The organism is Yoonia vestfoldensis DSM 16212 (assembly GCF_000382265.1).
Classification (GTDB): Bacteria; Pseudomonadota; Alphaproteobacteria; order Rhodobacterales; family Rhodobacteraceae; genus Yoonia; species Yoonia vestfoldensis.
The window spans coordinates 13,301-38,231 of record NZ_KB907990.1 but is presented as its reverse complement, the minus strand read 5'-3'; the positions used below and the strand labels follow the sequence as shown (position 1 = coordinate 38,231).

Genomic DNA, 24,931 nt, shown 5'->3' with positions numbered 1-24,931 from the left:
CTTGTCGTTGCGGGTCCCGAAACCGGGCGTCCCACTGACTAGCAAGCAGCAGCGGACACGGCAAGCACAGCTAAGGCGCGCCGTCACCCAGCGTTTCGTCGATGCGCTGGATCGCCGCATCGGTGATATTGGCCGCACGCACCGACAGGATCACGTTGCGCTGATCCAGCACCATTGATGCGCCGCGTTCCAGCATCAGGTTGGCGACGATTTCCTGGACACGGTCTTCGAAATTGGCGCGCGCCTGTGCGGCCTCGGCGGCGAGTTCGCCGTTCTTGGCGTCGCGGGCACGCCTGACGTCTTGCACCTTGGCGTCAAAGGCCGCCGCTTCGTCCCGGAACGCGGCGGGATCCATCGTCGCGCGACGCTGGGTCAGGCTGCGTTCCTCTTCGGTCAATTGCTGCACGATAACGTCGTTTTCGGCCTGTAGCTCTGCCGTTCGCGCGGCAAGATCGCTGGCGATCCGGCGGCCGTATTGGGTTTCAAAGAACAGTCTTTCGCTGTCGATGATCAGGACCGGCGGACCCGATTGCTGTGCCGCCGCTGGCAAAGCCAGCAGCAGCCAGACACCGATCGCGTACCAAAGCTTCATCAGAAACTGGTCGAGATCGTAACGTCGAAGGACCGGGTCCTGTCGCGGTCCTGTACGTCCAGCGGTTCGGTAAAGTTGAACCGCAATGGCCCGATGGGCGTGGTCCAGAAGATCGACGCGCCGATCACAGACCGTGCGGTGAAATCGTCGTAATCGACCTCGTCCGGATAACCCGAATCCCAGACCGACCCGTAATCGTAGAACACGCCACCCGACAGCCCGTATTCACTGGGCAGGCCAAGCGGGAATTCCGCCTCGAGCCGGGCCACCGCAAAGGCATTGCCACCGATTGCATCGTCAGACGGGGCCAGCGACCGGGGCCCGATCCCGCCTGCCTCGAAACCGCGCATCAGGCGGCTTCCGAGGAAAAAGCGGTCGGTCACGCGGCTTTGACCCTCTTGATAGTCAAGATAGCCACCTTCGAGCGTGGCGCGCAGCGTGACCTCTTCGTTCAGGATTTTTGTTTCCGCACCGGCAAACCCGGTCGTCCTGATGAATTGCGCATCACCAAACCCGAATTCCTGTCCGACGCGCAGGATAAATCCCGTGACCGGGTCAAGGCCCGCACGGCGCGAATCGTAGCTGTAGGAATATCCCACCGAATTGGTCGTGACGGCGCCGATATCTTCCTCGGCCTGCAAGATCGGGCTTGCGGTGTCGGCGACATTGGACAGGTCGGTATAGTTCAATGCGTAGAACACGCTCAGGCGGCCGTTGTCGCTGACCGGAAATGCCAGCGACGGGCTGAGCCGGAATGATCGCGTATCATAGCGCGCGTTTTCGTTGTCCGTCTGTCCATAGGACAATTCGATCCCGCCGCGCAGATCACGGCCCAGAAGCTGCGGTTCGGAAAAGCTGAACGAGAAGCGCTGGTTCGTCTGGGCGGTCGAGATATCGAAATCAAGGCGCTGGCCACGGCCCTGAAAGTTGCTTTGCCCATAAGCGGCGATCAACCCAAGCCCGGTATCGGTGTTGTAATTCGCTCCAAAACTCAAAGATCCGGTCGGGCCTTCTGTCACCTCGACATCGACGATCACCTGATTGGCTGACGACCCTTGCCGCGTGTCGACATTGGCGTTCTGGAAAAAGCCCAGCCCACGGATGCGGCGCGCCGAATCGCGGATTTCGCGGGGGTTGAACGGGTCGCCTTCGACCACGCGCACCTGATTGCGGATCACGCGGTCCAGTGTCGTGCTGTTGCCCTGAATGTCGATCCGTTCGACAAAGACCCGCGGTCCTTCGACAAGCACATATTCCAGATCGAGCGTCAACGCGCGGTCATTGCGGGTGATGCGCGGTTCGACCTGCACGAAATTCACGTTGCGCTGCACGGCCAGACGTTCCAGCCGGGTGATGTCTGTCTCGATCGGAACAGGCGAATAAACCGCACCGGGCCGCGTGCGGATCGCCTCTTGAAAAGGTGCGGGATCGACGCCGGGGATGGCGCTGCTTACGGTCACATTGCCGAAGCTGAAACGCTGACCTTCACGGACGTTGAACGTCACCAGATAGGCGTCGCGTTCCGGTGTCAGCGCCACGTCGACGTTCAGCACCTCGAAATCGGCAAACCCGCGCGAGCGGTAGAAATCCGTCAAAAGCTGCCGGTCCTGTGCGACCCGGTCAGGAGAGAACGTATCGCGCGTCACCAACGCACGCAGCAGACCGGCCTGTTTGGTGTCAAGAACACGGCGCAGACGTTCGGCGGAATAAGTCCGGTTGCCAAGGAACGAAATACGTTCAATTTCGGTCACCCCGGATTCGGTGACTTCGAACACCAGATCGACCCGGTTGTCGGCCAGACGGATGATGCGCGGTGTCACGACCGCGTTGATCCGGCCCTGGCTTGCATAGACTTGCGTGATGGCATTGGTGTCCGCTTCGGCCTGGACGGGGTTGAACACGCGGCGCGGTTCGCTTTGCAGCAGAGGCAACAATTGGGCATCACGGATGCGGCTGTTGCCCTCGATGCTGATGCGGTTGATCGTCGGGAATTCGACGACCCGGATCAGCAATGTGCCGCCCTGCGGCACCACATCGACGGTCTCGAACAGCCCCGAATCCCTGATCCGCTGGGCGGCATCGTTCAGTTCGGCCGCCGAAAGGGCGGCACCGGCGCTGATGCCCGCAACGGTGAGGATCGTGCCATCGGCGATGCGCTGGTTGCCTTCGATCGTGACGGTGTTGAAGGCAAAGCCCTGCGCCCCTGCGGCGCCTGCGGTGATCACCGCCAGACCCGTAACGGCCGCGACCACCCGTGCCGTTGCCGCGCCATGCGCCCAAGCGCGCCCACCAAATCCCTGCATTTCGTCCGCCTGTCCTGACATCCCGGTTGCAAACGGAGTAGCCGCAATAAAAGCCGATGTCAAAACGACAAAGCCCGGCAAAGCGCCGCTTTGCCGGTGCCTGTCACAGGCTCAGGGACAAAAGATCGTATCGTTCAGGATGGTAAAGGACATCATCGTCAGGATCAGCGCCAGACCGATGAACATGAACACCTGCACCGCGCGTTCGCTTGGCTTGCGACGGGTCACGCCTTCGTAGGCATAAAACATCAGATGCCCGCCATCGAGCACTGGAATCGGAAAGAGGTTGATCAGCCCCACGGCCGCCGACAACGCACCGATGAACCAGATGAAACTTTGCGTGCCTTGGCGCGCCATCGACCCGCTGGTTTCCGCGATGCCCACCGGGCCCGACAGGTTGCAGGTCGAAATCTGCCCGATGATGATATGGCGCAACGCGGACAAAGAGGTCGTCGCCGTATTCCACAAACCTTCGGCGCCGAGCCTGCCTGCCTCCAGCAGACCGACCGTCTCGGTCTGGGCGCTAAAGACAAGATCGCCGGTGATCCCGATCCGGTAAGTCTGGGCAAAACCGCCGCCCGGTTGCGGCTCATCCGTGATGCGCGGCGACAGGGTTACGGCAAGGTCCTGCCCCTGTCGCCACACCGTCAGGTCAAGCGGTGCGCCCTCGGCTGCGATGACCTTTTCCTGCAATTGCCGAAAGGCAAAGATCGGATCGCCATCGACGGCGGTGATGACATCGCCGATCCGCAGCCCCGCACTGTCGGCGGCAGACCGTGGGGCCAGCGCAAAGATGACGGGCGGCATAAGATAGGGGCCTTGCATGTCCTGCACGCGGCCGTCCCGTTCGATCCGGTAGGTCAGGCTTTCCTCCAGTGGCACTAAGTCCAACAGCGAAACCTCTCTGTCGGGATCGCTGAAGGGGATGTCTTCGACTGCCAGCAGGACGTCGCCGGCCTGCAGGTCGGATTGGAATTGAGCCGGAAGATCGCGGATTTCCCCGATCGTAAAGGGCTCCGCCACGCGCCCCTGATACATGATCGAGGCGGTGAAGATCGCGATTGCCAGAATGAAGTTGAAAACCGGCCCGGCCAGCACGGTCAGCGTCCGTGCCCAAAGCGGCGCGCCATCCATCGTGCGGCGGGCGTCAGCGACACTGACGCTGTTGTCCGACCCGACGCTGGCGGCATTGGCGTCGCCCAGAAACTTGACATAGCCCCCCAGCGGCAGGACCGCGACCTGCCAGACCGTGCCGCGCTTGTCCTTGCGGCGAAAGATCACCGGACCAAAGCCAAGCGAGAACACCTCTGCATGGATGCCGCACCAGCGGCCGACGATGTAATGGCCATATTCATGGATCGCGACGATGACAGACAAGGCCACGACGAACGCCACGATCATGAAAGCGAAATTGCCGAAAACCGGCACGAATTGCGTCAGGTCCAAAACGTCATCCCATCTGTCTTGCGGTTTCGCCCGCATAGATCCGGGCCAGCCTGTCGGCATCCAACACGGTATCTAGGGTCATATCCTGAATTTGCAGCCCGCCGCCCGATGACATTTTGTCCAGCGTCGCGGAAACCACCGCCGACATCTGCAAAAAGCCGATCTCGCCCGCGATGAACGCATCCAGCGCGCGTTCCTTGGATGCGTTGAAAACCGCCCCTGCCAGACCGCCCGTTTCCATCACAAAACGGGCCAGCGCCAAAGCGGGATAGCGGTCTTCGTCCGGGGCCTCAAAAGTCAGCGAACCGATTTTCGCAAGATCAAGCCGTTCGACAGGCAGATGCCGCCTCTCGGGCCAATGCAGCGCATAGCCAATGGCATGGCGCATATCGGGCGGCCCGACATGGGCCATCAGCGCGCCATCGTTGAAGCCGACCAGCGCGTGGATCAGGCTTTCGCGGTGGACCAGCACCTCGATCATGCCGGAAGGTACACCAAAGAATTCCTTGGTTTCAATTAGTTCCATCGCCTTGTTGAACATTGACGCGGAATCGATCGTGATCCGTTGGCCCATGTCCCAGTTGGGATGGCTTGATGCCTCGGCCAAGGTGGCCTGCGCCAGCCTGTCTTTTGGCCAGTCGCGGAACGCGCCGCCGCTTGCCGTGATGATGACGCGTTCCACCGCCTTCATATCCTCGCCCACCAGCGCTTGAAAGACGGCGGAATGTTCGCTGTCCACAGGCAGGATCGTGGCCCCCGCCGCCTTGGCCCGCGCCATCAGCAAAGGCCCGGCCGTCACCAAGGATTCCTTGTTGGCCAGCGCCAGCGTCGTACCATGGTCGAGCGCCGTCATCCCCGGCACCAGCCCTGCCGATCCGATGATCGCGGACAGCGCCCAATCGACCGGGCGCGCAGCCGCCTCCTTGATCGCGGCCTCGCCTGCGGCGACGGCGATCCCCGTGCCTGCCAGCGCATCTTTCAGCGCGGCATAGCAATTGTCGTGACAGGTCACCGCAAGGTCGGCGCGCAAGGCGATGGCATCCTTGGCCAATTGCGCGATGTTGTTGCCGCCTGTCAGCGCCACGACCTGATAGGCATCGAGATCACGCGCGATCAGGTCAACCGCACTTTGCCCGACCGATCCGGTGGCACCGAACAGCGTGATCCGCCTCAAAATGCAACCCCGGGCACGTCGAACACATCAGCGACCAAAAGCATGAACAAGGCCCCGCCCAGCAGGGCATCGAACCGGTCGAACAACCCGCCGTGCCCGGGGATCAGGGTGGAACTGTCTTTCACACCCATCCGCCGTTTCAGTGCACTTTCGGCGATGTCGCCCATCTGGCCTGCGAAACTCAGCGCCATGGAAATCGGCACGATCACCAGCCCGACATTGGTGAACATCATGAAGATGCCTCCGACAATCGCCGCGCCGATCCAGCCCGCAGCCGTGCCGGACCAAGTTTTCTTGGGGCTGTAGCGCGGCCAGAATTTCGGCCCGCCAAAGGCTTTGCCCGCGAAATAGCCGAAGATATCGGTCACGATCACCACCGACATCAGCCAAAGCAACCACGTGAACCCGAAATCATTGCGGAAATGCACAAGACCCCAGCCCGCAAGCTGGATTCCCAGCGCGAACACAAAGAACGTCTTGATCTCGGTGCGCAGTTGCGTGGCCCCCAGCACGGGGGCGACCAGAAACAGCAGCATCCCCCATTGGCTGTCATAGGCCAGTTGCCCCGACATGACGGATGCGACAAGGGCGGCCAGCAGCATCCCCTTGGTCGGCTCGGTCGGGCGGATCATCATCCACAACTCCCAGACCATCACCGCGCTGACGAACACGACCAGCATCTGGAACCAGACGCCCCCAAGGATCACGCCAACGGCCCCGATCACCGTCATCGCGACGCTGGAGGCGATGCGGATGCTCAGATCGTCCCATTTGGCGGGATTTGGCGGCAGGCCGGTCATGTTCAGGCCAGCACGGCGCCAAAGCGACGTTCGCGCTGCCCGTATTTGGCCAGCACCCGCCCGAATTCCGCGGCGGTGAAATCGGGCCAAAGCGTGTCGACGAATTCATATTCCGCATAGGCCGATTGCCAGAGCAGGAAATTGGAAATCCGCGCCTCGCCGCTGGTGCGGATCACAAGGTCGGGGTCGGGCAGCACATGGGTGTCAAGAAATCGCGCCAGCGTTTCGGCATCGACATCCTTGTGGGTCAGGCGGCCCATCTCGATTTCATAAGCAAGGCGTTTGGCGGCGCGTGTCACCTCGTCGCGTCCGCCATAGTTGAGCGCGATGGTCAGGTGGATCAGATCATTGCCTGCGGTCAGCAATTCAAGCTCATCCATCAGGCTGACCAATTTTTCATCCAGCCGGATGCGGTCACCGATGAACCGGACGCGCACGCCATTGTCCAGCAGCGCCTGCGCCTCGCGCTGGATATATTTGCGAAACAGCAGCATCAGGCCCGCAACCTCGGTCTGGGTGCGTTTCCAGTTCTCGGTCGAAAAGGCGAAAAGCGTCAGGTATTTGACGCCATGACCGGGGCAGGCTTGCAGCACCTCGCGCACGCGGCGCGCACCGGCGTGGTGGCCGAACAGGCGCGGCCGTCCGCGTTGCTGCGCCCAGCGGCCATTGCCATCCATGATGATCGCCACATGGGCGGGGCCGCTGGCGGTCGTCTCGTCAATCTCTTGGCGCATACCGGCCCCTTTTCGGCAAATCCTCAGACCTGCATGATTTCCGCTTGTTTCGTCTCGAGCGTGTCGTCGACCAGCTTGATATGCACGTCGGTCAGTTCCTGCACCGTGGCTTCCCAGAATTTCTGGTCATCCTCGGACAGGCCGTCGGCTTTGGCTTTCTTGATCTGGTCCATCCCGTCGCGACGCAGGTTGCGGATCGAGACGCGCGCGCTTTCGGCATAATGGCCAGCGACTTTGGTCAGTTCGCGGCGGCGTTCTTCGTTCAATTCGGGGATCGGCAGCATGATGATCGTGCCGTTGAGTTGAGGATTGATTCCCAAGCCACTGTCGCGGATCGCTTTTTCGACCTTGCCGACAAGCCCCTTGTCCCAGACATTGATCGTGACCATGCGGGGTTCCGGTACGTTGACGGTGCCCACCTGGTTGATCGGCGTTGGCGATCCGTAGGCATCGACCATGATCGGTTCCAGCATCGACCCGGATGCGCGGCCGGTGCGCAGGGACGCCAGTTCGACGCGCAGATTGGCGATGGCCCCGTCCATGCGGCGGGCCAGATCGTCGGTATCGAGTTCAAAATCGTCAGCCATTTTCTTGTTTTTCCTTCGTCACGCGCGGCGTTGATGTCCTCTACGTCAAAGCTGCCCGATTGTATAGACCGAGGGTTAATCGCGCACGGTCGTATAGGTGCCTTCGCCCGCGAGAATACCCTTAAAACCGCCCGGTTCATCCAGTGAAAACACGATGATCGGCAGGTCGTTGTCACGGGCCAGCGCGATGGCGCTCGCATCCATCACGCCCAGATGCTTTTGCAGCACTTCGTCATAGCTGACGACATCGTAGCGCACCGCATCGGGGAATTTGACGGGGTCCTTGTCATAGACGCCATCGACCTTGGTGCCTTTGAAGATCGCCTCGCAATTCATTTCATTGGCGCGCAGCGTCGCGGCTGTGTCGGTCGTGAAATAAGGGTTGCCGGTGCCCGCTGCGAAGATGCAGACGCGCTTTTTCTCCAGATGCCGCACGGCGCGGCGGCGGATGTAAGGCTCGGCTACCTCGTTCATGGTGATGGCCGAAATCACGCGGGTGTGAATGCCCAATTCCTCCAGCGCCGATTGCATCGCAAGCGCGTTCATGACGGTCGCGATCATCCCCATATAATCGGCGGTGGTGCGTTCCATCCCCTGCGCGGACCCTTGCAGCCCGCGAAAGATGTTGCCGCCGCCGATGACCATGCAGATCTCGACGCCAAGGTCATGGACCGATTTGACCTCGCGCGCGATGCGCTGGACGGTGGGCGGATGCAGGCCAAAGGCGGTGTCGCCCATCAGCGCCTCGCCCGAGATTTTCAGCATGACGCGTTTGTAGGTGGTTTTTGGTGTTTCGGTCATGCAATTCCCCTGTCGCGCCGGTTTGGCGCAAAATGTCGCAAAACGGGTCGGGGTTCAATGGCGCTTGTCGTGTCGGGGCGGTATGGATTGCGGATGTTGACCATCGCACCCGATATGCCTGTGCTGATCGCCGGGCCCACCGCGTCCGGCAAATCCGCGCTGGCGCTGGAGATTGCGCAGCGGCAGGGCGGGATCATCGTGAATGCCGATGCCTTGCAGGTCTTCGCAGGATGGCAGGTGCTGACCGCGCGGCCATCTGCCGGTGATCTGGCCCGCGCGCCCCATGCGCTTTACGGGCATGTGCCTTTTGATGCAGCCTATTCCGTGGGGCATTGGCTGCGCGATCTGGCGCCTTTGCTGCAAGGCTCCGCGCGCCCGATCATCGTGGGCGGGACGGGGTTGAATTTTCACGCGCTGACCTGCGGTCTGGCCGAGATCCCCGCCACCCCTGACGCGATCCGCGCCGAGGCTGACCGGATCGCCCTGCCCGACCTGATCGCGGGACTGGATGGCGCGACCCGCGACCGGATCGACCTGCACAACCGGATGCGGGTGCAGCGGGCGTGGGAGGTACGCCACGCCACAGGCCGCAGTCTGGCCGATTGGCAGGATGCGACGCCTGCGCCGCTTTTGCCGCTGGACCGAGCGGTGGCGATCACGCTTGATGCGCCAAAAGACTGGCTCGACGACCGGATCGCGCGGCGGTTCGATGCGATGCTGGACACAGGCGCGCTGGACGAGGCGCAGCAGATGCTGCCACACTGGAACCCTGCCCATCAATCCGCCAAGGCCATCGGCGCGCCCGAGCTGATCGCGCATCTGCAAGGGCAGATGACCCTGCCACAGGCGCGCGACGCTGCGATCATCGCCTCGCGCCAATATGCCAAACGTCAGCGGACGTGGTTTCGCGCGCGTCACAAGGCGTGGCATCATCTGCGTGCCGCCAGCGCCGATATTTCTGCAACACTCCACCTGCCCGAATATTAACGGATTGATCGGTGGCGGAATTGGCGACAGAATCAGGCAAAACAATACCTTGAGGCAAGGTTCATGAGCTTGATGCAAAACGTCCCGTCAGCCTTGGCGCTGGCGCCGCTGTCCCATGGCGGCCCCGCCATGCGCTGGCGCACCGAAGCGATGCGCAGTCATACCACAGCGCGGCTGATCCTGATCACCAAAGGGCAAGGCCGCGTGACGGTGGCGGGCCTGACCAACGGATACGGCCCCAACAACCTGATCTATCTGCCGCCGCAGACGATGTACGGCATCGAGGTCGGGCCAACCGTACATGGCCAGATCCTGACCGTACCGGACGCGGCCGACTGGCCCGCATTGCCCGTGCATCTGCGGCTGATGGATGTCTGGCTGCAAAAGGAAGCGGCGCAATACCTCGATCAGATCGAACGGGAACTGCAACCGTCGGGCAACCCCAAGGCGGCAGAGCTTTGGCTTGGGTTGCTTGCCATCTTCGTGGACAGGCAAGCGCGGGCGCAGGTCGCCACCCCGAACGACAGCCGCCGCGACAGCGCCGCCGCCCGGCTGGTCGCAGGTTACACAAAACTGATCGCGCGGGATTTCCGGCTGGATCGCGGGGTCGGCAGCTATGCCGCGGAACTCGGCGTGACGCCGACGCATCTTGCCCGCTGTTGCCAGCAGGTCGCCGGGCGGTCTGCCCTCGCGCTGCTGCATGACCGCATCCATTATGAAGCCTGCGTGCTGCTGCGCGACACTGGCACACCGATCAACCGGATCGCCGAAATGCTAGGGTTTCATTCCGCAGCCTATTTCACACGCAGCTTTCAGGACAAATCAGGGCTGACGCCATCGAATTTCCGACGCGCGCATAGTCGGAACTTTGCGCGGTAACATTCTGTTGTTGCTTGTGCCAAAGGCGGCTAATGTCGTTTTTGTTACTTGGCCATGTCGCTTTTGGGGAACAATCGCCAAACGCGCCGGTTGACGCCCGCCGCGAAATGCGTCGCAATAGGGACAACCCGATCACTGGGGTTCGCACAAAGCTGACATGGTGCATGTCAGTGCCAATAAAAAATGACGTTTGCCTTAACAGGGAGAGACACATGACGACACAAGATCAGCCGATCCATCCGATCGCCTTGCAATACGCCCGCGACGAAAAAGCGGGCAAGCTCAGCCGCCGCGAATTCATCGCGCGGACGACCGCACTTGGCGTGACCGTGCCGGCGGCTTACGGCCTGCTGGGGCTTGCCGCGCCCACTGCTGCCAACGCGCAGGCCCAGCAGGGCGGCAGCGTGCGGATGCAGATGGAAGTCCGCGCCGTCAAGGACCCGCGCGCCTTCGACTGGCCGCAGATCACCTATGTGACGGCGGGCTGGCTCGAATATCTCGTGGAATACAACAATGACGGCAGCTTCCAGCCGATGCTGCTGGAAAGCTGGGAGGTCAACGACAACGCCACCGTCTATATCCTTAATGTGCGCCAGGGTGTGACCTGGAACGACGGCACGCCCTTCACCGCAGAGGACGTGGCGCGCAATATCACCGGTTGGTGCGACACCACGGTTGAAGGCAATTCCATGGCCGCCCGTTTTTCCGCGATCATCGACACCGAAACCGGCCAGGCCCTGGAGGGTGCAATTGAGGTTGTCGACGAATATACCGTGCAGCTGAACCTGCCTGCGCCTGACATCACGCTGATCGCGGGCATGTCGGATTATCCCGCAGCGATCACGCCAGCGGATTTCAACGCCGACACGATGCTGGAAAACCCCGTCGGCACCGGCCCGTATCTGCCCGAAACCGTCGACGTCGGGATCAGGGCCACGCTGGTGCGCAACGAAAACCACGATTGGTGGGGCTATGCCGCGGGCAAGGGCGCCTATCTCGACCGGATCGAATATATCGACTATGGCACCGATCCGTCCGCCTGGGTGGCAGCCGCCGCCGCTGATGAGGTCGATATCATCTATGAAACCGTCGGCGATTTCGTCGATATCTTCAACAGCATCGGCTTTATCGAATCTTCGGTTGCGTCTTCGTCGACGGTCGTGATTCGTCCCAATCAACGTGCCGAGATCGATGGGATGCGCCCCTATGCCGACAAACGCGTCCGGCAGGCGATCGCCATGGCTGTGGACAACGCCGTGTGTCTCGAACTGGGCTATGCCAGTCGTGGCGAGGTCGCGCGCAACCAGCACGTGGGCCCGATGCACCCCGCTTGGGCAGATGTTCCCGCCCTGCCCCATGATCCCGCTCGCGCGCTGGAACTGCTGCAAGAGGCCGGAATGGCCGATTTCGAGATGGACCTCGTGTCGATCGACGACGATTGGCGCAAGAACACGACCGATGCGGTGGCGGCCCAATTGCGCGACGCCGGTTTCAACGTGAAGCGCACGATCATTCCGGGTGCGACCTTCTGGAACGACTGGACGGAATATCCGTTCTCGTCCACTGACTGGAACCACCGTCCCATCGACACCCAGACGCTGGGGCTGGCCTATCGGTCCGGCGAGGCATGGAACGAAAGCGGCTTTGCCAACGCCGAATTCGATGCCTTGCTGGCCGAGGCGAACGCCATTCCCGATGCTGACAACCGTCGTGTCGTGATGCGGCGGTTGCAGGAAATCATGACCGACGAAGGTGTGACGCTGCAGCCCTATTGGCGCACGATCTACCGGCATGCCAAGCCCGGTTTCGTGGGCTGGGACATGAACATCGCCTACCTGCCGCACATCTACAAGATCGGCATCGCGGCGTGATCTGACAAAGGGGCCGCCCTCACAGGGGCGGCCCTTTTCGCACCGCGCAGCCACGATCACAGCAAGCGACAGGGGCCTTCATGGGACTATTCATCTTGCGGCGCATCGGGATCATGATCCTGACGGCGCTTTGCCTGACATTTATCGTCTTCTGGCTGACAAATCTTTTCCCGAACCTGGAAAAGCTGGCCAAGACCCAGGGCAATTTCCGCATGTCCGACGAGGCGGTGCTGACCTATCTGGGCAATAACGGCTATCTGCAACCCTTGCCGGTGAAATACGGCCAATGGCTTGGCGTGTTGCCGGGCTACGTGATCGAAGGCAGCGACGGGCAGATCCGCGCCCGCTGCGCAAGTGGCAATGAGGACATTGCCGACGCGCCCACGTTCTGCGGTATCCTGCAAGGCAACTGGGGCTATTCCACCGTGTTTCGCGAGGACGCGGGCAGCATCATCGCCACCCGTCTCGGGCTGACCGGCAAGCTGATGTTCTGGGTCATGCTGCTGATGGTGCCGGGTGCGCTGATCATCGGCGTGCTGGCGGGGATGAACGAAGGGTCTCGCACCGACCGCAGTCTGTCCACTGTGTCGATCCTGTCCACGGCCACACCGGAATATGTTTCCGGCGTCGTGTTCATCTCGGTCTTCGCGACCGCGACTTTCGGGATGCAATGGTTCAAAGGCACGGCCACGGCCGCGATGGATGACGCCAATTTCGAGAATTTCTTTCTGCCGGTCCTGACGATCGCGCTTTACGGCATGGGCTATATCGCGCGGATGACGCGCGCGAGCATGACCGAGGTGATGACGGCGCAATACATCCGCACGGCACGGCTGAAAGGTGTGGCCTTTTCGCAGATCGTGCTGCGGCATGCGCTGCGCAACGCGCTGATCGCGCCTTTCACCGTCATCATGCTGCAATTCCCGTTCCTGCTGAACGGCGTCGTGATCGTCGAGACCCTGTTCAATTACAAGGGCTTCGGCTGGACGCTGGTGCAGGCGGCCAGCAACAACGACATCGAACTCCTGCTCGGTGTTTCCATCGTTTCCGTTTTCGTGGTGCTGACGACACAGCTGATTTCCGACATCGGCTATGTGTTTTTGAACCCGCGCATCCGTATCGCGTAAAGGAGGACCCACATGGAGCCTTTGACTTGGACCGGCAATCTGGGGAGCGTGCTGAACCCCGCCCTTGCGATCAGCGCGGCCCTGTGCGCCATCGTGCTGGTCGTCCAGACCGTGCTGCGGCTGTCCAGCGCCCCCGTCACATTGCAGGCCAATCCCGACGGCACCTTGCAGGCGCGCGGCGGTGTGCTAGGGACGCTCGAGGTGACGATGGCCTATCTGTTCTGGGCGGTCGTCGCGGTGCTCTTCGCCTATATCATCGTGCCGCTGGTCATGCCCTATGGCAGCGCGGGGATATTGGGCGAGATCACCCGCCGCCTGACGCCGGTCTGGATCGCGCTGGTTGTGACCTTTGTCGTGTCGATCCGGTTCAAGCGGCGGCTGGGCCTTTATGGCAAGCTGTTCGACAGCACCGTGGGCATGATCGGCTTCGCGCTGGTGATGTTCTGGGTCTATGTCGCGGCTTTTGTCGGCCTCTTCGACATGATCGTCACGCATGATTATCTGCGGCAGGTGTCGGGGTTGAAGAACGCCCTGCCCGGCGTTGTTGCCCCCGACGGCACCGAAGGCGCCATCCCGCATTACCTGCTGGGCGGCGATAATCTGGCGCGCGATATCTTCAGCCGGGTGATGGTGGGATCGGTCTTTGTCATTGCGATCGCGCCCCTTGCCACGATCTTTGCCTTTATGGTGGGCATCACGCTCGGTCTGCCTGCGGGCTATTACGGCGGCAGGTTCGATACGGCGCTGTCGTTTGCGGCGAACCTGATCCTCGCCTTTCCGGTGATCCTGCTGTTCTATCTGCTGGTCACACCCGAGATCGTGCAGACCGGGATCCCGTCCTATATGGCCGCGTTCCTGTTCGCCTTTCCGCTGATCTTTATCAGCGTGCTGATCAACACACGCTATTACACTCAACCGGCCAAGCGCACGGCGATCCTTGCGCCGGTGCTGGTCGTGCTTGGCTGGTTGTACCTGTCCGCGATCAATGAAAGCGGCACGGTGATCGACTTTCTGCCTGCATGGATGGACCTGTTCGACATCACGGTGCTGGTGGTGTTCGTGTCGGTCGTTTTCGTGAACGCGCCCACGGTGTTCCGCATCGTGCGGGGCCTGACGCTGGATTTGCGCACGCGCGATTACGTCGCCGCTGCCCAGACCCGTGGCGAAGGCGCGTGGTACATCATGCTGTGGGAAATCCTGCCCAACGCGCGCGGGCCGCTGATCGTGGATTTCTGCCTGCGGATCGGCTATACGACGATCCTTCTGGGAACGCTCGGGTTCTTCGGTCTGGGCCTCTCATCCGAAAGCCCCGACTGGGGCACGACGATCAACGAAGGCCGCAAGCTGCTGCTGATCTTCATCCACCCCGCCCTGCCGCCCGCCATGGCGCTGTTGAGCCTCGTGCTGGGGTTGAACCTGTTGGCGGATGGATTGCGCGAAGAAAGCCTGAAGGATTGATGTCGATGGATGATGCCGCCGTCCTGCCGGATCCGTCCTACCGCGGCAAGCCTGCCTCGGTGCGGACGCTGGAAAAGCTAGGGCGCGAACAATTGTCGCCGCATTTCTTCATGCGCGATTTTCTCTATAGCGAGATCGCGTCGGTCCACGGGTTGCAGAACATCCCCGACGATCCGGTGCTTGCCGTGCAAAGCGGACACAGGCTGGCGCAGGACCTGTTGGAACCGCTGGTTGCCACTTTCGGACCAATTGTGGTGCGCTCCGCCTACCGCGCGCCGGCGGTTAATGAATACGGGCAAAGGGTTTATAAAAGCTGTTCTTCGAACGAGGCCAACCGTGCCGCCCATATCTGGGACCAGCGCGACACGGCAGGGAACATGGGGGCATCGGCCTCTGTCGTGATCCCGTGGTTCGCGCGGCGATATGCCGAGGGGCGTGACTGGCGCGATCTGGCGTGGTGGCTTTACGACCACCTCGATTTTCACGAAATCCAGTTCTTTCCCAAACGCGCCGCGTTCAACCTTGGCTGGCGCGAAAACCCCGAACGCCGTATCGGCAGCTTTGCCGCACCGCGTGGCAACCTGACAGCGCCGAACGGGCCGCCCCCGTTGCCGCCCGAGGCCCGCCGAGCGGCCTATGCTGACTTTCCGCCATTTCAGGGGATCGCATACCCCATATGAAGGACCCCGCCATGACGGACCAACCCATCCTGGAAATCGACAAGCTGTCGATCTCGTTCTTCACCCGCCTGCGCGAGATTCCGGCGGTGATGGATTTTTCCGCGACCATCATGCCAGGCGAAGCCTTGGGGCTGGTGGGCGAATCCGGCTGCGGCAAATCCACGGTCGCGCTTGGCGTGATGCAGGACCTCGGCGCCAACGGGCGCATTGTCGGCGGATCGATCAAATTCAAGGGTGAGGAGATGAACACCATGTCCCCCGCCCGCCTGCGCGAAATCCGTGGCAGCAAGATCGCGATGATCTATCAGGAACCGATGGCGTCATTGAATCCCGCCATGCGGATCGGCAAGCAGTTGATGGAAGTGCCGCTGATCCACGAAAAGGTCAGCGAGAAAGAGGCCTACGCCCGCGCGCTGGAGGTTGTGACCGACGTCAAACTGCCTGACCCCGCGCGTATCCTGAACAGCTATCCACACCAATTGTCGGGCGGCCAGCAGCAGCGCATCGTGATCGCGATGGCGCTGATGTCGAAACCCTCGCTGTTGATCCTCGATGAGCCGACCACCGCGCTTGATGTGACGGTCGAGGCGGCTGTGGTGCAGCTGGTCAAAGATCTGGGGCGCAAATACGGCACCTCGATGCTGTTCATCAGCCACAACCTCGGCCTCGTGCTGGAAACCTGCGACCGCATCTGCGTGATGTATTCGGGTGAGGCGGTCGAGCGTGGCAGCATCGCCGATGTCTTCGACGACATGCAGCATCCCTATACGCAGGCGCTGTTCCGGTCGATCCCCCTGCCCGGTGCCGACAAGAACGACCGCCCGCTGGTCGCGATCCCCGGTAACTTCCCACTGCCGCATGAACGCCCGGAGGGGTGCAATTTCGGCCCGCGCTGCGATTATTTTCAGGCCGGACGCTGCGATCAGGGGGTGATCCCGATGGCGCAGGTCGCAGGCAACGACCGCCACCAGACGCGCTGCCTGCGCAACACCGAAATCGACTGGAACGCGCCTGTCACGGCTGCCGCAACCAAGGTCAAACATGCCCCCGGTCAGGTCGTGCTGAAAATGGACAATCTGCGCAAATATTACGAAGTCGCGGCCAACGCCCTGTTCGGCGGCGGCGACCGCAAGGTGGTCAAGGCGAACGAGACCCTCAGCTTCGAGGCGCGCGAGGGCGAGACGCTCGCCATCGTGGGGGAATCCGGTTGCGGCAAATCCACCTTTGCCAAGGTGCTGATGGGGCTGGAAACCGCGACGGACGGGCAGATATTGCTCGATAACCAATCCATCGGTGATGTGCCGATTGAAAAACGCAGCACCAAGAACGTGGCCGACATCCAGATGGTGTTCCAGAACCCGTTCGACACGCTGAACCCGTCGATGAGCGTGGGCCGCCAGATCATGCGCGCACTTGAAATCTTCGGCATCGGGAAAAACGACGCCGAACGCCGCGCGCGGATGCTGGACCTGCTTGATCTGGTGAAGCTGCCGCGCGCCTTTGCCGAAAGGATGCCGCGCCAGTTGTCGGGCGGGCAGAAACAGCGCGTGGGCATCGCGCGGGCCTTTGCGGGGGATGCGCGGATCGTGGTGGCGGATGAACCCGTCTCGGCGCTGGATGTGTCGGTGCAGGCGGCGGTCACGGACCTGCTGATGGATATCCAGCGCGAACACAACACGACGCTTTTGTTCATCAGCCACGATCTGTCGATCGTGCGCTACCTCGCGGACCGTGTCATGGTGATGTATCTGGGGCATGTCGTCGAACTGGGCACGACCGATCAGGTGTTTTCGCCCCCTTATCACCCTTATACCGAGGCGCTTTTATCCGCCGTCCCCATCGCCGATACGCGGGTCAAGAAAAAGCATATCGTGCTGGAAGGCGAAATTCCGTCCGCCATGAACCCGCCCTCGGGCTGTCCGTTCCAGACGCGCTGCGGCTGGAAAACGCAGGTGCAAGGCGGTCTGTGCGAAAAAGAGGTGCCGCCGGTGCGCTATCTCGCCCCCGGTCACCAGATCAAATGCCATCTTGATGATGCAACGCTGGCGGGCATGGACCCGGTCATCCAGATCGCGGCAGAATGACCTACTGGCCCCAGACCGCCAGGACATAGCCTTGGGTTTCGGCATAGGGCGGGATGCCGCTGTGGCGTGTGACCGCTGCGGGACCCGCGTTATAGGCCGCCAAGGCGAGCGGCCATGTCCCGAACGTGTCGAACTGCATCCGCAGATAGCGCGCGCCACCGTCGAGATTCGCCCGCGGGTCGTGCGGATCGACACCGAGATCGCTTGCCGTTTCCGGCATCAGTTGCGCCAGCCCGATCGCCCCCTTGTGCGATATGGCCTGCGGGTTCCAGCCACTTTCCTGCTGCACGAGGCGCAGGAACAAATCCGCGGGCACGCCGTGGCGCAGGGCGGCGGACCGCGCAAGGTCAAGATAAGGCCCGGCATAGCGCCCCTGATAGGCCACGATTGCGGGCGGCACGGTGACGCTGGGCGGTTGCAGGCTGATCGAGCGGGAATATTGTTCGGCCGCGCGGCCATCCAGCACCTTGAGCTGATTCTGGAACATCGTTGTGCGGTCCTGCGCCGCCAGGGTCGTTCCGATGACGCAAACCAGCGCGCCAAAACACAATTTCGCCTTCCGCATTGCATCGTCCCGTATCGTGATACAGCAAGGCTAGCGCAAATGGTGGCATGGACCAAGCCCTGCGCCGATCTCGACCGATCGCAAGGTGTCGTTAACCTTGTTGTGGCATCCGGTGTCTGTCACAAAAGCGCCAACAGAATCGAAGGAGGCACGACATGGCCGGATCAGTGAACAAAGTCATTCTCATCGGCAATCTTGGCGCCGACCCGGAAATCCGCAGCTTTCAGAATGGCGGCAAGGTGGCGAACCTGCGCATCGCCACATCCGAGACGTGGAAAGACAAGAACACCGGCGAACGCCGCGAAAAGACCGAATGGCACACCGTCGCCATCTTTCAGGAAGGTCTGGTGCGCGTGGTCGAGCAATATCTCAAAAAAGGCGCAAAGGTCTATATCGAGGGCAAGTTGCAGACCCGCAAATGGCAAGACCAGTCCGGTGCCGACCGCTATTCGACCGAGGTCGTCTTGCAGGGGCTTGGCGGCACACTGACCATGCTCGACGGGCGTAGCGACGGCGGCGGCAACAGCGGCGGCGGTGATTACGGGTCCGGCAGCGGCGGTGGCGGCGGTGGGCGCGGCAGCTACAACGACGGCGGCTATGGCGGTGCGTCGGGTGGCGGCAGCGATATGGACGACGAAATTCCGTTCTGATCGGCGATGCAATTCGCGCCGGAAGCGCAGATATTGATCCTGAACGCGGCGATCCTTGGGGTCGCCTATCTGGGGATTTACCCGTCCTTGCGTGAAAAGACGCTGGCGCGCGTCATGACGGTGGATCTTGTGCTGACCGTTCTCGCGGTCGGCGTCGCAGGCGCGCTGTTCTGGGGCAGCGGCGTGGCGTTCAACATGCTTTTGTTCTCGGCCAATTGGGCTGTGTTCAGCATTGTGACGCTGCTGTTGATGGAATGGCCGCTGTTCTATCTCTTCGCTAAAAAACACGGGATCAGTCTGACAGGCAAGGATCTATGACGCCGCAAAGCCGCGGCCTCCGGCAGGGATGTCGTCAAATCGCGCTTGCGCGAATTGACCCTCTCGAACGATGGGGCGGGCTAGCGCGGGCCAAGCGCATCCGCGAGCAGCGTGCGCACAGCATCACGCGGCACGTCCGAGGTGATGAAAGCCTCGCCGATCCCGCGCGCAAGGATGAAGCGCAGCTTGCCGTCCTGCACCTTCTTGTCCTGCGCCATCAGATCCAGAAGCGCATCGGCATCAGGCAGATCACCCGCAATATCGGCAATATCGACCATCATCCCCATATCGCGCAGATGGGCGCGCAGGCGGCTGGGGTCTTCCTGACTGCACAGGCCAAGCCGCGCGGACAATTCGAACGCCAGCGCGCAACCGATCGCCACACCTTCGCCGTGCAGCAGCCGGTCGGAATAGCCTGTCGCCTGTTCCAGCGCATGGCAAAACGTATGGCCAAGGTTCAGCAAAGCCCGCTCGCCCTGTTCGGTCTCGTCCCGCTGGACGATGCCCGCTTTCATCTCGCAGGACCGGGTGACAGCGCGCACGCGGGTCTCCATATCACCTGCCGCCATGCCGGGGGCGGATTTTTCGAGCCAGTCGAAAAAAGCCGCATCGCCCAAAAGGCCGTATTTGACGACCTCGCCATAGCCTGCCAGAAAATCGCGGGCGGGCAGGGTACCAAGCAGCGCGGTATCGGCCAGCACCAACGCAGGTTGGTGGAACGCGCCGACAAGGTTCTTGCCATGGGGTGAATTGATCCCCGTCTTGCCACCAACCGAACTGTCCACCTGCGCCAGCAGGCTGGTCGGCATCTGCACGAACCGCACGCCGCGCCGCAGGATCGCGGCGGCGAACCCCGCCAGATCGCCGATCACCCCGCCGCCAAAGGCAATGACGCAATCCTTGCGTTCGACCTTTTGCGCCAGCAGCCATTCGACCACGCGTTCAAGCTGCGCCCAGCTTTTCGTGGCCTCGCCCGCAGGCAGGGCCAGAGCGTCCGAGGTCAGACCCGCCGCCGCAAGGGCGGCCTGCAAGGCCTGCAGATGCAGGGCTCCGACGTTTTCATCCGTGACGATGCAGACATGCCGCCGCCCGCCCAAAGCCGCCACATGCGCCCCCGCCTGCGCAATCAGGCCGGGCCCGATATGGATGTCATAGGCCCGCCCGGGCAGATCGACATGGACTTTGGCGGTCATTCAAAGGGTCTCCAGAAAATCGGGGCGCGTGGACAAAAGCCGCAGCGCGCCCTGCGTTGTTTCCTCGATCGAGGCGTGAAAGGCGATGGGCAGGCGCAGACCCGCCTGCGCATAGATGTCGCGCCGCTGCGCGAGCAACGCGGCCAGCGTGCCCTTGGGGTCGGGCGTGCGCAGCAAGGGGCGGGTGTCCTTGTGCCGGACCCGTTCCCAGAGCGTTTCGAGATCCGCATCCAGCCAGACAGCGATGGCATCCTGCGCGATCATCTCGCGGTTTTCAGGTGCCAGAAACGCACCGCCGCCGGTCGAAATGATCCCGGGTGGACCGGCAAGCAAGCGGCGCAGCACCTCTGTTTCGCGGCGGCGAAAGAATGCCTCGCCGTCGCGGGCGAAAATCTCTGCAATGCTGAGAGCGGCCGCTTCTTCGATCGCGGCATCGCTGTCGACGAAAGGCACATCAAGCGTTGCGGCCAGCGTGCGCCCGATCGCGGTCTTGCCCGACCCCATCATACCCACCAGCACCACCGAACGTCTGAGCCGATATGCTGCCGCCGGTGCCATACCTGTCCTTTCGTGCTGCCTCGGCTGTCGGATGCCGACGTGAAATATTTGTGAATGAATGGCGTGATATTGCCTGAAAGACCATATATAAACGGCGCAGAATGTGGCGTGCAGACCATATAACATCAAGAGCAGGACGGGGCAGGCAATGTGGCGGTTTTTCAAACTATTGATCTTTCTGATCATTCTGCTGGCGATTGGCCTTGTCGGCTATGCCTATGTCGGTCCGATCCTGTTTCCGTCGGATTTCGCCGCTCCTGCACAGGAGGTGACGCGCCCTGTCACGCTTGACGCAAACTAGCGCGGTTGTCGCGCTTGCGGTGCTGACCACTGGCCCTGCAACCGCACAGGATCCGCTGTCGTCGATCGACTGGTTGTCGGACGAAGCCGCGAGCGCGGCTTTCCCGGGCGAGCCCCCCGTTGTCGAAAGCGCCTTACCGCCCGAGATTGACGTCACGCCGCTGGACCGTCTGTCCAAGGACCCGATCGGGCTGCTGCCGTCCGACGTCACCGGCCTGCCCCGCAATATCTGGTCGTCCAGCAGCGAGCAGGTGATCGTTGAGCTGATCCGACAGGACCGGCGCGAATCGTTGCCGGCGATCGTGGAATTCGTGAAGGTTCTGATGCAGGCGCGGGCCGACCCGCCGATCGGGGCCGGCCCGGATGGTGCGCTGTTTCTGGCGCGTGTCGACAGATTGGTAGAGCTTGGTGCCGTCGAACAGGCCAAGGCCCTGATCGAGGTGGCCACACCCGATACGCCTGCGGTGTTCCAGCGCTGGTTCGATCTGTCCTTGTTGACGGGCACCGAAGATGCCGCCTGCCGCGTGTTGAACGACACACCTGCGCTGGCCCCCAGTTATGCTGCGCGGATTTTTTGCCTTGCGCGCGGTGGCCAATGGGCCGTCGCCGTCCTGTCGCTGAACACCCACCGTGTGCTGGGCGACATCACACAATCCGAGGCCGACATGCTCGCGCGGTTCCTGGACCCCGAACTTTTCGAGCGCGACGCGGTGCTGCCTGCGCCATCGAATGTCACGCCTTTGTCATTCCGGCTGTTCGAGGCCTTTGGCGAACCTCTGGTCACCGCGGGCCTGCCCTTGGCGTTTGCCCATGCGGACCTTCGCGGCAACAACGCATGGAAAGCCCAGCTCGAGGCCGCTGAACGGCTCGCGCGCCAGGGTGCCGTGCCCGAAAACGTGCTCCAGAAATTCTATACCGCGCGCAGGCCTGCCGCATCTGGTGGCATCTGGGACCGGGCAGCGGCGACGATCCGCCTTGATTCCGCCATCACCGCGGGCGATGCGCAGGCGGTCTCTCGTCACCTACCCGCCGCATGGGACGCCATGAAACAGGCCCGGACAGAGGTGCCGTTCGCAAAGCTTTACAGCGATGCGTTGCAAGACATGGATCTCAACGGCGAAGCCGACGAGATTGCAAGCCGCGTCGGGCTTTTGTCCGAAGATTATCGCCGCGTCGCGGAACGGCTCGTTGCCGAAGACGACGGTTTTGACCCGTTCCTGCTTGGTATCGCGCTTGGCCGGCCGCAGGATGTGCCTGTTACAGCGCCGCGCGCGCTGGCGATCCAGGCCGCCTTTGACGGGGCTCCCGCCCCGGTCGAATTGCAGAATCTGGTCGCCAACGGCAAAACCGGCGAGGCGATGCTGCGCGCCATCATCCTGTTCAACGAAGGTTTCGCAGGCGAAGCCCGGTCGCTGACCGATGCGCTCGCGCTGTTCTTGTTGCTTGATCTCGACGATGTGGCGCGGCGGGCATCGCTGGAACTGATGATCCTGGACCGCGCAACGTGACGCAAGGCCCCGCCCTGATGGCGCGCTGGGTGCAGACCTTTCTGCAGGCACAGGCCGCCGAACTGGATGCCGCGACGAATACGCAATTGGCCTATGCGCGCGACTTGCAAGGCTTTGCCGCATGGCTGGCCGACAAGGGGCTGCATTTCTACACGGTTTCGCAGGACCAGATCGAAAGCTACATGATCGCCTGCGAAACCGAAGGGCTCGCCAAATCCACCCGCGCACGGCGGCTGTCGGCGATCAAGCAATTGTTCCGCTTCGCTTTCGACGAAGGCTGGCGCAGCGACAATCCCGCGATGCAGATCAAAGGCCCGGGGCGCGCGCAGCGCCTGCCCAAAACGCTTGATCTGGCCGAGGTTGACCGCCTGCTGGACGCCGCCCGCACCAGTCCGCGCGACAGTTTGCGCAACGCCTGCCTGATGGAACTGCTTTATGCGACGGGGATGCGCGTGACCGAACTGGTCAGCCTGCCGGTCGCCGCCGCACGCGGCGATCCCCGGATGTTGCTCGTGCGCGGCAAGGGCGGCAAGGAACGGCTGGTCCCGCTGTCGCCGCCCGCCCGCGCCGCGATTGCGGCATGGCTTGTCGCGCGGGACCAAAACGAGGAGGTCGCGCGCAAGGCGGGCAAGCCTGTCTCGAAATACCTCTTTCCGTCGCATGGCAAGACCGGTCACCTGACGCGGCATGCCTTTTTTGCGCTGATAAAGGGCTTTGCCGCGACTGCCGGATTGAACCCCGACAGGGTGACACCGCATGTGCTGCGCCATGCTTTCGCGACCCATCTACTGGCGGGTGGCGCAGACCTGCGGTCGATCCAGACGATGCTGGGCCATGCCGATATCGCCACGACCGAAATCTATACCCATGTGCTGGACCAGCGCCTGACCGACCTTGTTTTGCAACACCATCCGCTTGCCGGACCGGCCAAGTCTTGAAGCGGACGCCCGCGCAGGCAATATAGGGCGGAACTACTTGAAAGCGTGATATGGAACCCTCGACACTTGATGCGGCATTCTGGGCCACGGCGGCGGCCATAGCCGTCCTGCTTGTCATGTCCGCCTTCTTTTCCGGCTCTGAAACCGCGTTGACTGCCGCATCACGCGGCAAGTTGCGCTCGGCTGCCGACAAGGGCTCCAAAGGGGCCGAACAAGCGCTGAAGGTCACCGAAGACAACGAGCGGCTGATCGGGTCGGTGCTGCTGGGCAACAACGTCGTCAACATTCTGGCCACCTCGCTTGCCACGGCGATCCTGACCAGAACATTCGGCCAGAACGGTGTCGCCGCCGCGACGCTGATCATGACGCTGCTGGTCCTGATCTTTGCAGAGGTGCTGCCCAAGACATTCGCGATCACCAACCCTGAAAAGGTCGCCTCGGCTGTGGCCCGCCCAATCGGGCTGATCGTGCTGGTCTTTTCGCCGATCGTGACAGCCGTCCGGTTTCTGGTGCGCGGCGTGCTCTATCTCTTCGGCGTGCGCACCGACCCCGACAGCAACATCCTTGCCGTCCGCGAGGAAATCGCGGGCGCCTTGCAGCTCGGCCATGCCGAAGGCTGGGTCGAAAAGGAAGACCGCGACCGTATTCTCGGCGCGCTCGACCTCAATGAACGCACCGTGGAAGAGGTCATGCTGCATCGCTCGGGGATCGAGATGGTCGATGCCGCCCTGCCCGCGCAGGACATTCTGGCGCAGATCCTGCAAAGCCAGCACACGCGCCTGCCGCTCTACCGCGACAATCCCGAAAACATCGTTGGTGTGATCCATGCCAAGGATCTGTTGCGCGCGATGCACAAGCTGCTCAGCGGCGGCACGGTGGATGGTCAGGGGCTTGCCGCCTTCGACGTGATGAAAGTCGCGATGCCGCCCTATTTTGTGCCCGAAACCACGACGCTTGGCGACCAGATGCGCAATTTTCTCAAGCGCAAGACGCATTTCGCGCTCGTGGTCGATGAATATGGCGGGCTTGAAGGGCTGATCACGCTCGAAGACATCCTCGAGGAAATCGTGGGCGAGATCGCGGATGAATTCGACGAACCCGAACCCGACCAGATCGCGGCGACCGCCGATGGCGCCTATATCATCGACGGCGGCATCACGATCCGTGACCTGAACCGCGCGCATGATTGGCAATTGCCCGATGACGAGGCCAATACCGTCGCGGGTCTGGTGATCCACGAAGCGCAGATGATCCCCGTGGTCGGACAGGTGTTTTCGTTCCACGGGTTCCGCTTTGAAGTCATCGCGAAAGAAGAAAACAGGATCGCCACGCTGAAGATCCGCAAGCTCTGAGCGCGGATCGTCACCTTCTCTTTTCC

Annotated in this window: 24 protein-coding genes; 13 read left to right on the top strand and 11 right to left on the bottom strand. The window is 62.1% G+C overall.

Annotation, left to right across the window (positions count from 1 at the left end):
• Positions 1–70: 70 nt before the first annotated feature.
• The 8 genes from H147_RS0115925 to pyrH all read right to left on the bottom strand — a co-directional run bounded on the left by H147_RS0115925 (position 71) and on the right by pyrH (position 8,437).
• Positions 71–592 (bottom strand): OmpH/Skp family outer membrane protein, encoded by a 522-nt coding sequence (locus tag H147_RS0115925; RefSeq protein WP_019956389.1) that lies wholly within the window; start codon positions 590–592, stop codon positions 71–73.
• Positions 592–2,895: an outer membrane protein assembly factor BamA gene (gene bamA / locus H147_RS0115920; protein WP_051108225.1), complete on the bottom strand. Its 2,304-nt coding sequence runs from the start codon at positions 2,893–2,895 to the stop codon at positions 592–594. The genes H147_RS0115925 and bamA overlap by 1 nt, the downstream gene beginning before the upstream one ends.
• A gap of 111 nt (positions 2,896–3,006) precedes the next feature.
• Positions 3,007–4,341 carry an RIP metalloprotease RseP gene (gene rseP, locus H147_RS0115915; protein ID WP_026352609.1) on the bottom strand — a complete coding sequence of 445 codons (1,335 nt, stop codon included), beginning with the start codon at positions 4,339–4,341 and terminating at the stop codon, positions 3,007–3,009.
• A 4-nt stretch (positions 4,342–4,345) separates the two neighbouring features.
• Complete coding sequence (gene dxr, locus H147_RS0115910) at positions 4,346–5,515, bottom strand: 1-deoxy-D-xylulose-5-phosphate reductoisomerase (protein WP_019956386.1); 1,170 nt, start codon at positions 5,513–5,515, stop codon at positions 4,346–4,348.
• Positions 5,512–6,315: a phosphatidate cytidylyltransferase gene (locus tag H147_RS0115905; RefSeq protein WP_019956385.1), complete on the bottom strand. Its 804-nt coding sequence runs from the start codon at positions 6,313–6,315 to the stop codon at positions 5,512–5,514. Before H147_RS0115905 ends, dxr begins: the two co-directional genes overlap by 4 nt.
• Positions 6,316–6,317: 2 nt before the next feature.
• Positions 6,318–7,049, bottom strand: a complete 732-nt coding sequence (uppS, locus tag H147_RS0115900) for a polyprenyl diphosphate synthase (RefSeq protein WP_019956384.1) — start codon at positions 7,047–7,049, stop codon at positions 6,318–6,320.
• Between the two features lie 23 nt (positions 7,050–7,072).
• Entirely contained in the window at positions 7,073–7,636 is a 564-nt protein-coding gene (gene frr / locus H147_RS0115895; protein ID WP_019956383.1) for a ribosome recycling factor, read from the bottom strand.
• 75 nt (positions 7,637–7,711) lie between these two features.
• Positions 7,712–8,437: a UMP kinase gene (pyrH, locus tag H147_RS0115890; protein WP_019956382.1), complete on the bottom strand. Its 726-nt coding sequence runs from the start codon at positions 8,435–8,437 to the stop codon at positions 7,712–7,714.
• A 57-nt stretch (positions 8,438–8,494) separates the two neighbouring features.
• Here pyrH and miaA point away from each other — a divergent pair, with 57 nt between their 5' ends.
• The 7 genes from miaA (at position 8,495) to H147_RS0115855 (ending at position 17,523) form a co-directional block, all read left to right on the top strand.
• The gene (gene miaA, locus H147_RS0115885) at positions 8,495–9,424 is read left to right on the top strand and encodes a tRNA (adenosine(37)-N6)-dimethylallyltransferase MiaA (RefSeq protein WP_019956381.1); all 930 of its coding nucleotides are present in this window, start codon (positions 8,495–8,497) and stop codon (positions 9,422–9,424) included.
• A gap of 63 nt (positions 9,425–9,487) precedes the next feature.
• The gene (locus tag H147_RS0115880; protein WP_019956380.1) at positions 9,488–10,303 is read left to right on the top strand and encodes a helix-turn-helix transcriptional regulator; all 816 of its coding nucleotides are present in this window, start codon (positions 9,488–9,490) and stop codon (positions 10,301–10,303) included.
• 212 nt (positions 10,304–10,515) lie between these two features.
• On the top strand, positions 10,516–12,174 hold the full coding sequence (locus tag H147_RS0115875; RefSeq protein ID WP_019956379.1) for an ABC transporter substrate-binding protein: 1,659 nt from the start codon (positions 10,516–10,518) through the stop codon (positions 12,172–12,174).
• 80 nt (positions 12,175–12,254) lie between these two features.
• Complete coding sequence (locus tag H147_RS0115870; protein WP_019956378.1) at positions 12,255–13,301, top strand: ABC transporter permease; 1,047 nt, start codon at positions 12,255–12,257, stop codon at positions 13,299–13,301.
• 12 nt (positions 13,302–13,313) lie between these two features.
• Positions 13,314–14,759 carry an ABC transporter permease gene (locus H147_RS0115865; RefSeq protein WP_019956377.1) on the top strand — a complete coding sequence of 482 codons (1,446 nt, stop codon included), beginning with the start codon at positions 13,314–13,316 and terminating at the stop codon, positions 14,757–14,759.
• Entirely contained in the window at positions 14,759–15,439 is a 681-nt protein-coding gene (locus H147_RS0115860; protein WP_019956376.1) for a hypothetical protein, read from the top strand. Before H147_RS0115865 ends, H147_RS0115860 begins: the two co-directional genes overlap by 1 nt.
• A gap of 11 nt (positions 15,440–15,450) precedes the next feature.
• On the top strand, positions 15,451–17,523 hold the full coding sequence (locus H147_RS0115855) for a dipeptide ABC transporter ATP-binding protein (protein WP_211216587.1): 2,073 nt from the start codon (positions 15,451–15,453) through the stop codon (positions 17,521–17,523).
• A gap of 1 nt (position 17,524) precedes the next feature.
• Here the strand turns inward: H147_RS0115855 and H147_RS0115850 are convergent, their stop codons facing one another.
• The gene (locus H147_RS0115850) at positions 17,525–18,088 is read right to left on the bottom strand and encodes a lytic transglycosylase domain-containing protein (RefSeq protein ID WP_019956374.1); all 564 of its coding nucleotides are present in this window, start codon (positions 18,086–18,088) and stop codon (positions 17,525–17,527) included.
• Positions 18,089–18,243: 155 nt separating this feature from the next.
• On the opposite strand from H147_RS0115850, the gene H147_RS0115845 reads away from it, so the two are divergent.
• Both H147_RS0115845 and H147_RS0115840 read left to right on the top strand, forming a co-directional pair.
• Entirely contained in the window at positions 18,244–18,738 is a 495-nt protein-coding gene (locus tag H147_RS0115845; RefSeq protein WP_019956373.1) for a single-stranded DNA-binding protein, read from the top strand.
• A gap of 6 nt (positions 18,739–18,744) precedes the next feature.
• Positions 18,745–19,056: a hypothetical protein gene (locus H147_RS0115840; RefSeq protein WP_019956372.1), complete on the top strand. Its 312-nt coding sequence runs from the start codon at positions 18,745–18,747 to the stop codon at positions 19,054–19,056.
• A gap of 80 nt (positions 19,057–19,136) precedes the next feature.
• Here the strand turns inward: H147_RS0115840 and aroB are convergent, their stop codons facing one another.
• Together aroB and H147_RS0115830 are read right to left on the bottom strand one after the other, a co-directional pair.
• Positions 19,137–20,249: a 3-dehydroquinate synthase gene (gene aroB, locus H147_RS0115835; RefSeq protein ID WP_019956371.1), complete on the bottom strand. Its 1,113-nt coding sequence runs from the start codon at positions 20,247–20,249 to the stop codon at positions 19,137–19,139.
• Complete coding sequence (locus H147_RS0115830; RefSeq protein ID WP_026352607.1) at positions 20,250–20,807, bottom strand: shikimate kinase; 558 nt, start codon at positions 20,805–20,807, stop codon at positions 20,250–20,252.
• A 148-nt stretch (positions 20,808–20,955) separates the two neighbouring features.
• Between H147_RS0115830 and H147_RS21200 the strand changes: the two genes are divergently transcribed.
• From H147_RS21200 to H147_RS0115810, 4 genes are read left to right on the top strand one after another with little or no spacing between them, the layout of a single operon-like run.
• Positions 20,956–21,108, top strand: coding sequence for a hypothetical protein (locus H147_RS21200; RefSeq protein ID WP_019956369.1), 153 nt, complete (start codon positions 20,956–20,958; stop codon positions 21,106–21,108).
• Positions 21,095–22,615, top strand: coding sequence for a hypothetical protein (locus H147_RS0115820; protein WP_110571007.1), 1,521 nt, complete (start codon positions 21,095–21,097; stop codon positions 22,613–22,615). The genes H147_RS21200 and H147_RS0115820 overlap by 14 nt, the downstream gene beginning before the upstream one ends.
• A gap of 17 nt (positions 22,616–22,632) precedes the next feature.
• Positions 22,633–23,553 (top strand): site-specific tyrosine recombinase XerD, encoded by a 921-nt coding sequence (locus tag H147_RS0115815; protein ID WP_043700185.1) that lies wholly within the window; start codon positions 22,633–22,635, stop codon positions 23,551–23,553.
• Between the two features lie 50 nt (positions 23,554–23,603).
• A complete protein-coding gene (locus H147_RS0115810; protein WP_019956366.1) occupies positions 23,604–24,905 on the top strand; it encodes an HlyC/CorC family transporter in 1,302 nt (433 codons plus the stop codon).
• Positions 24,906–24,931 lie beyond the last annotated feature (26 nt).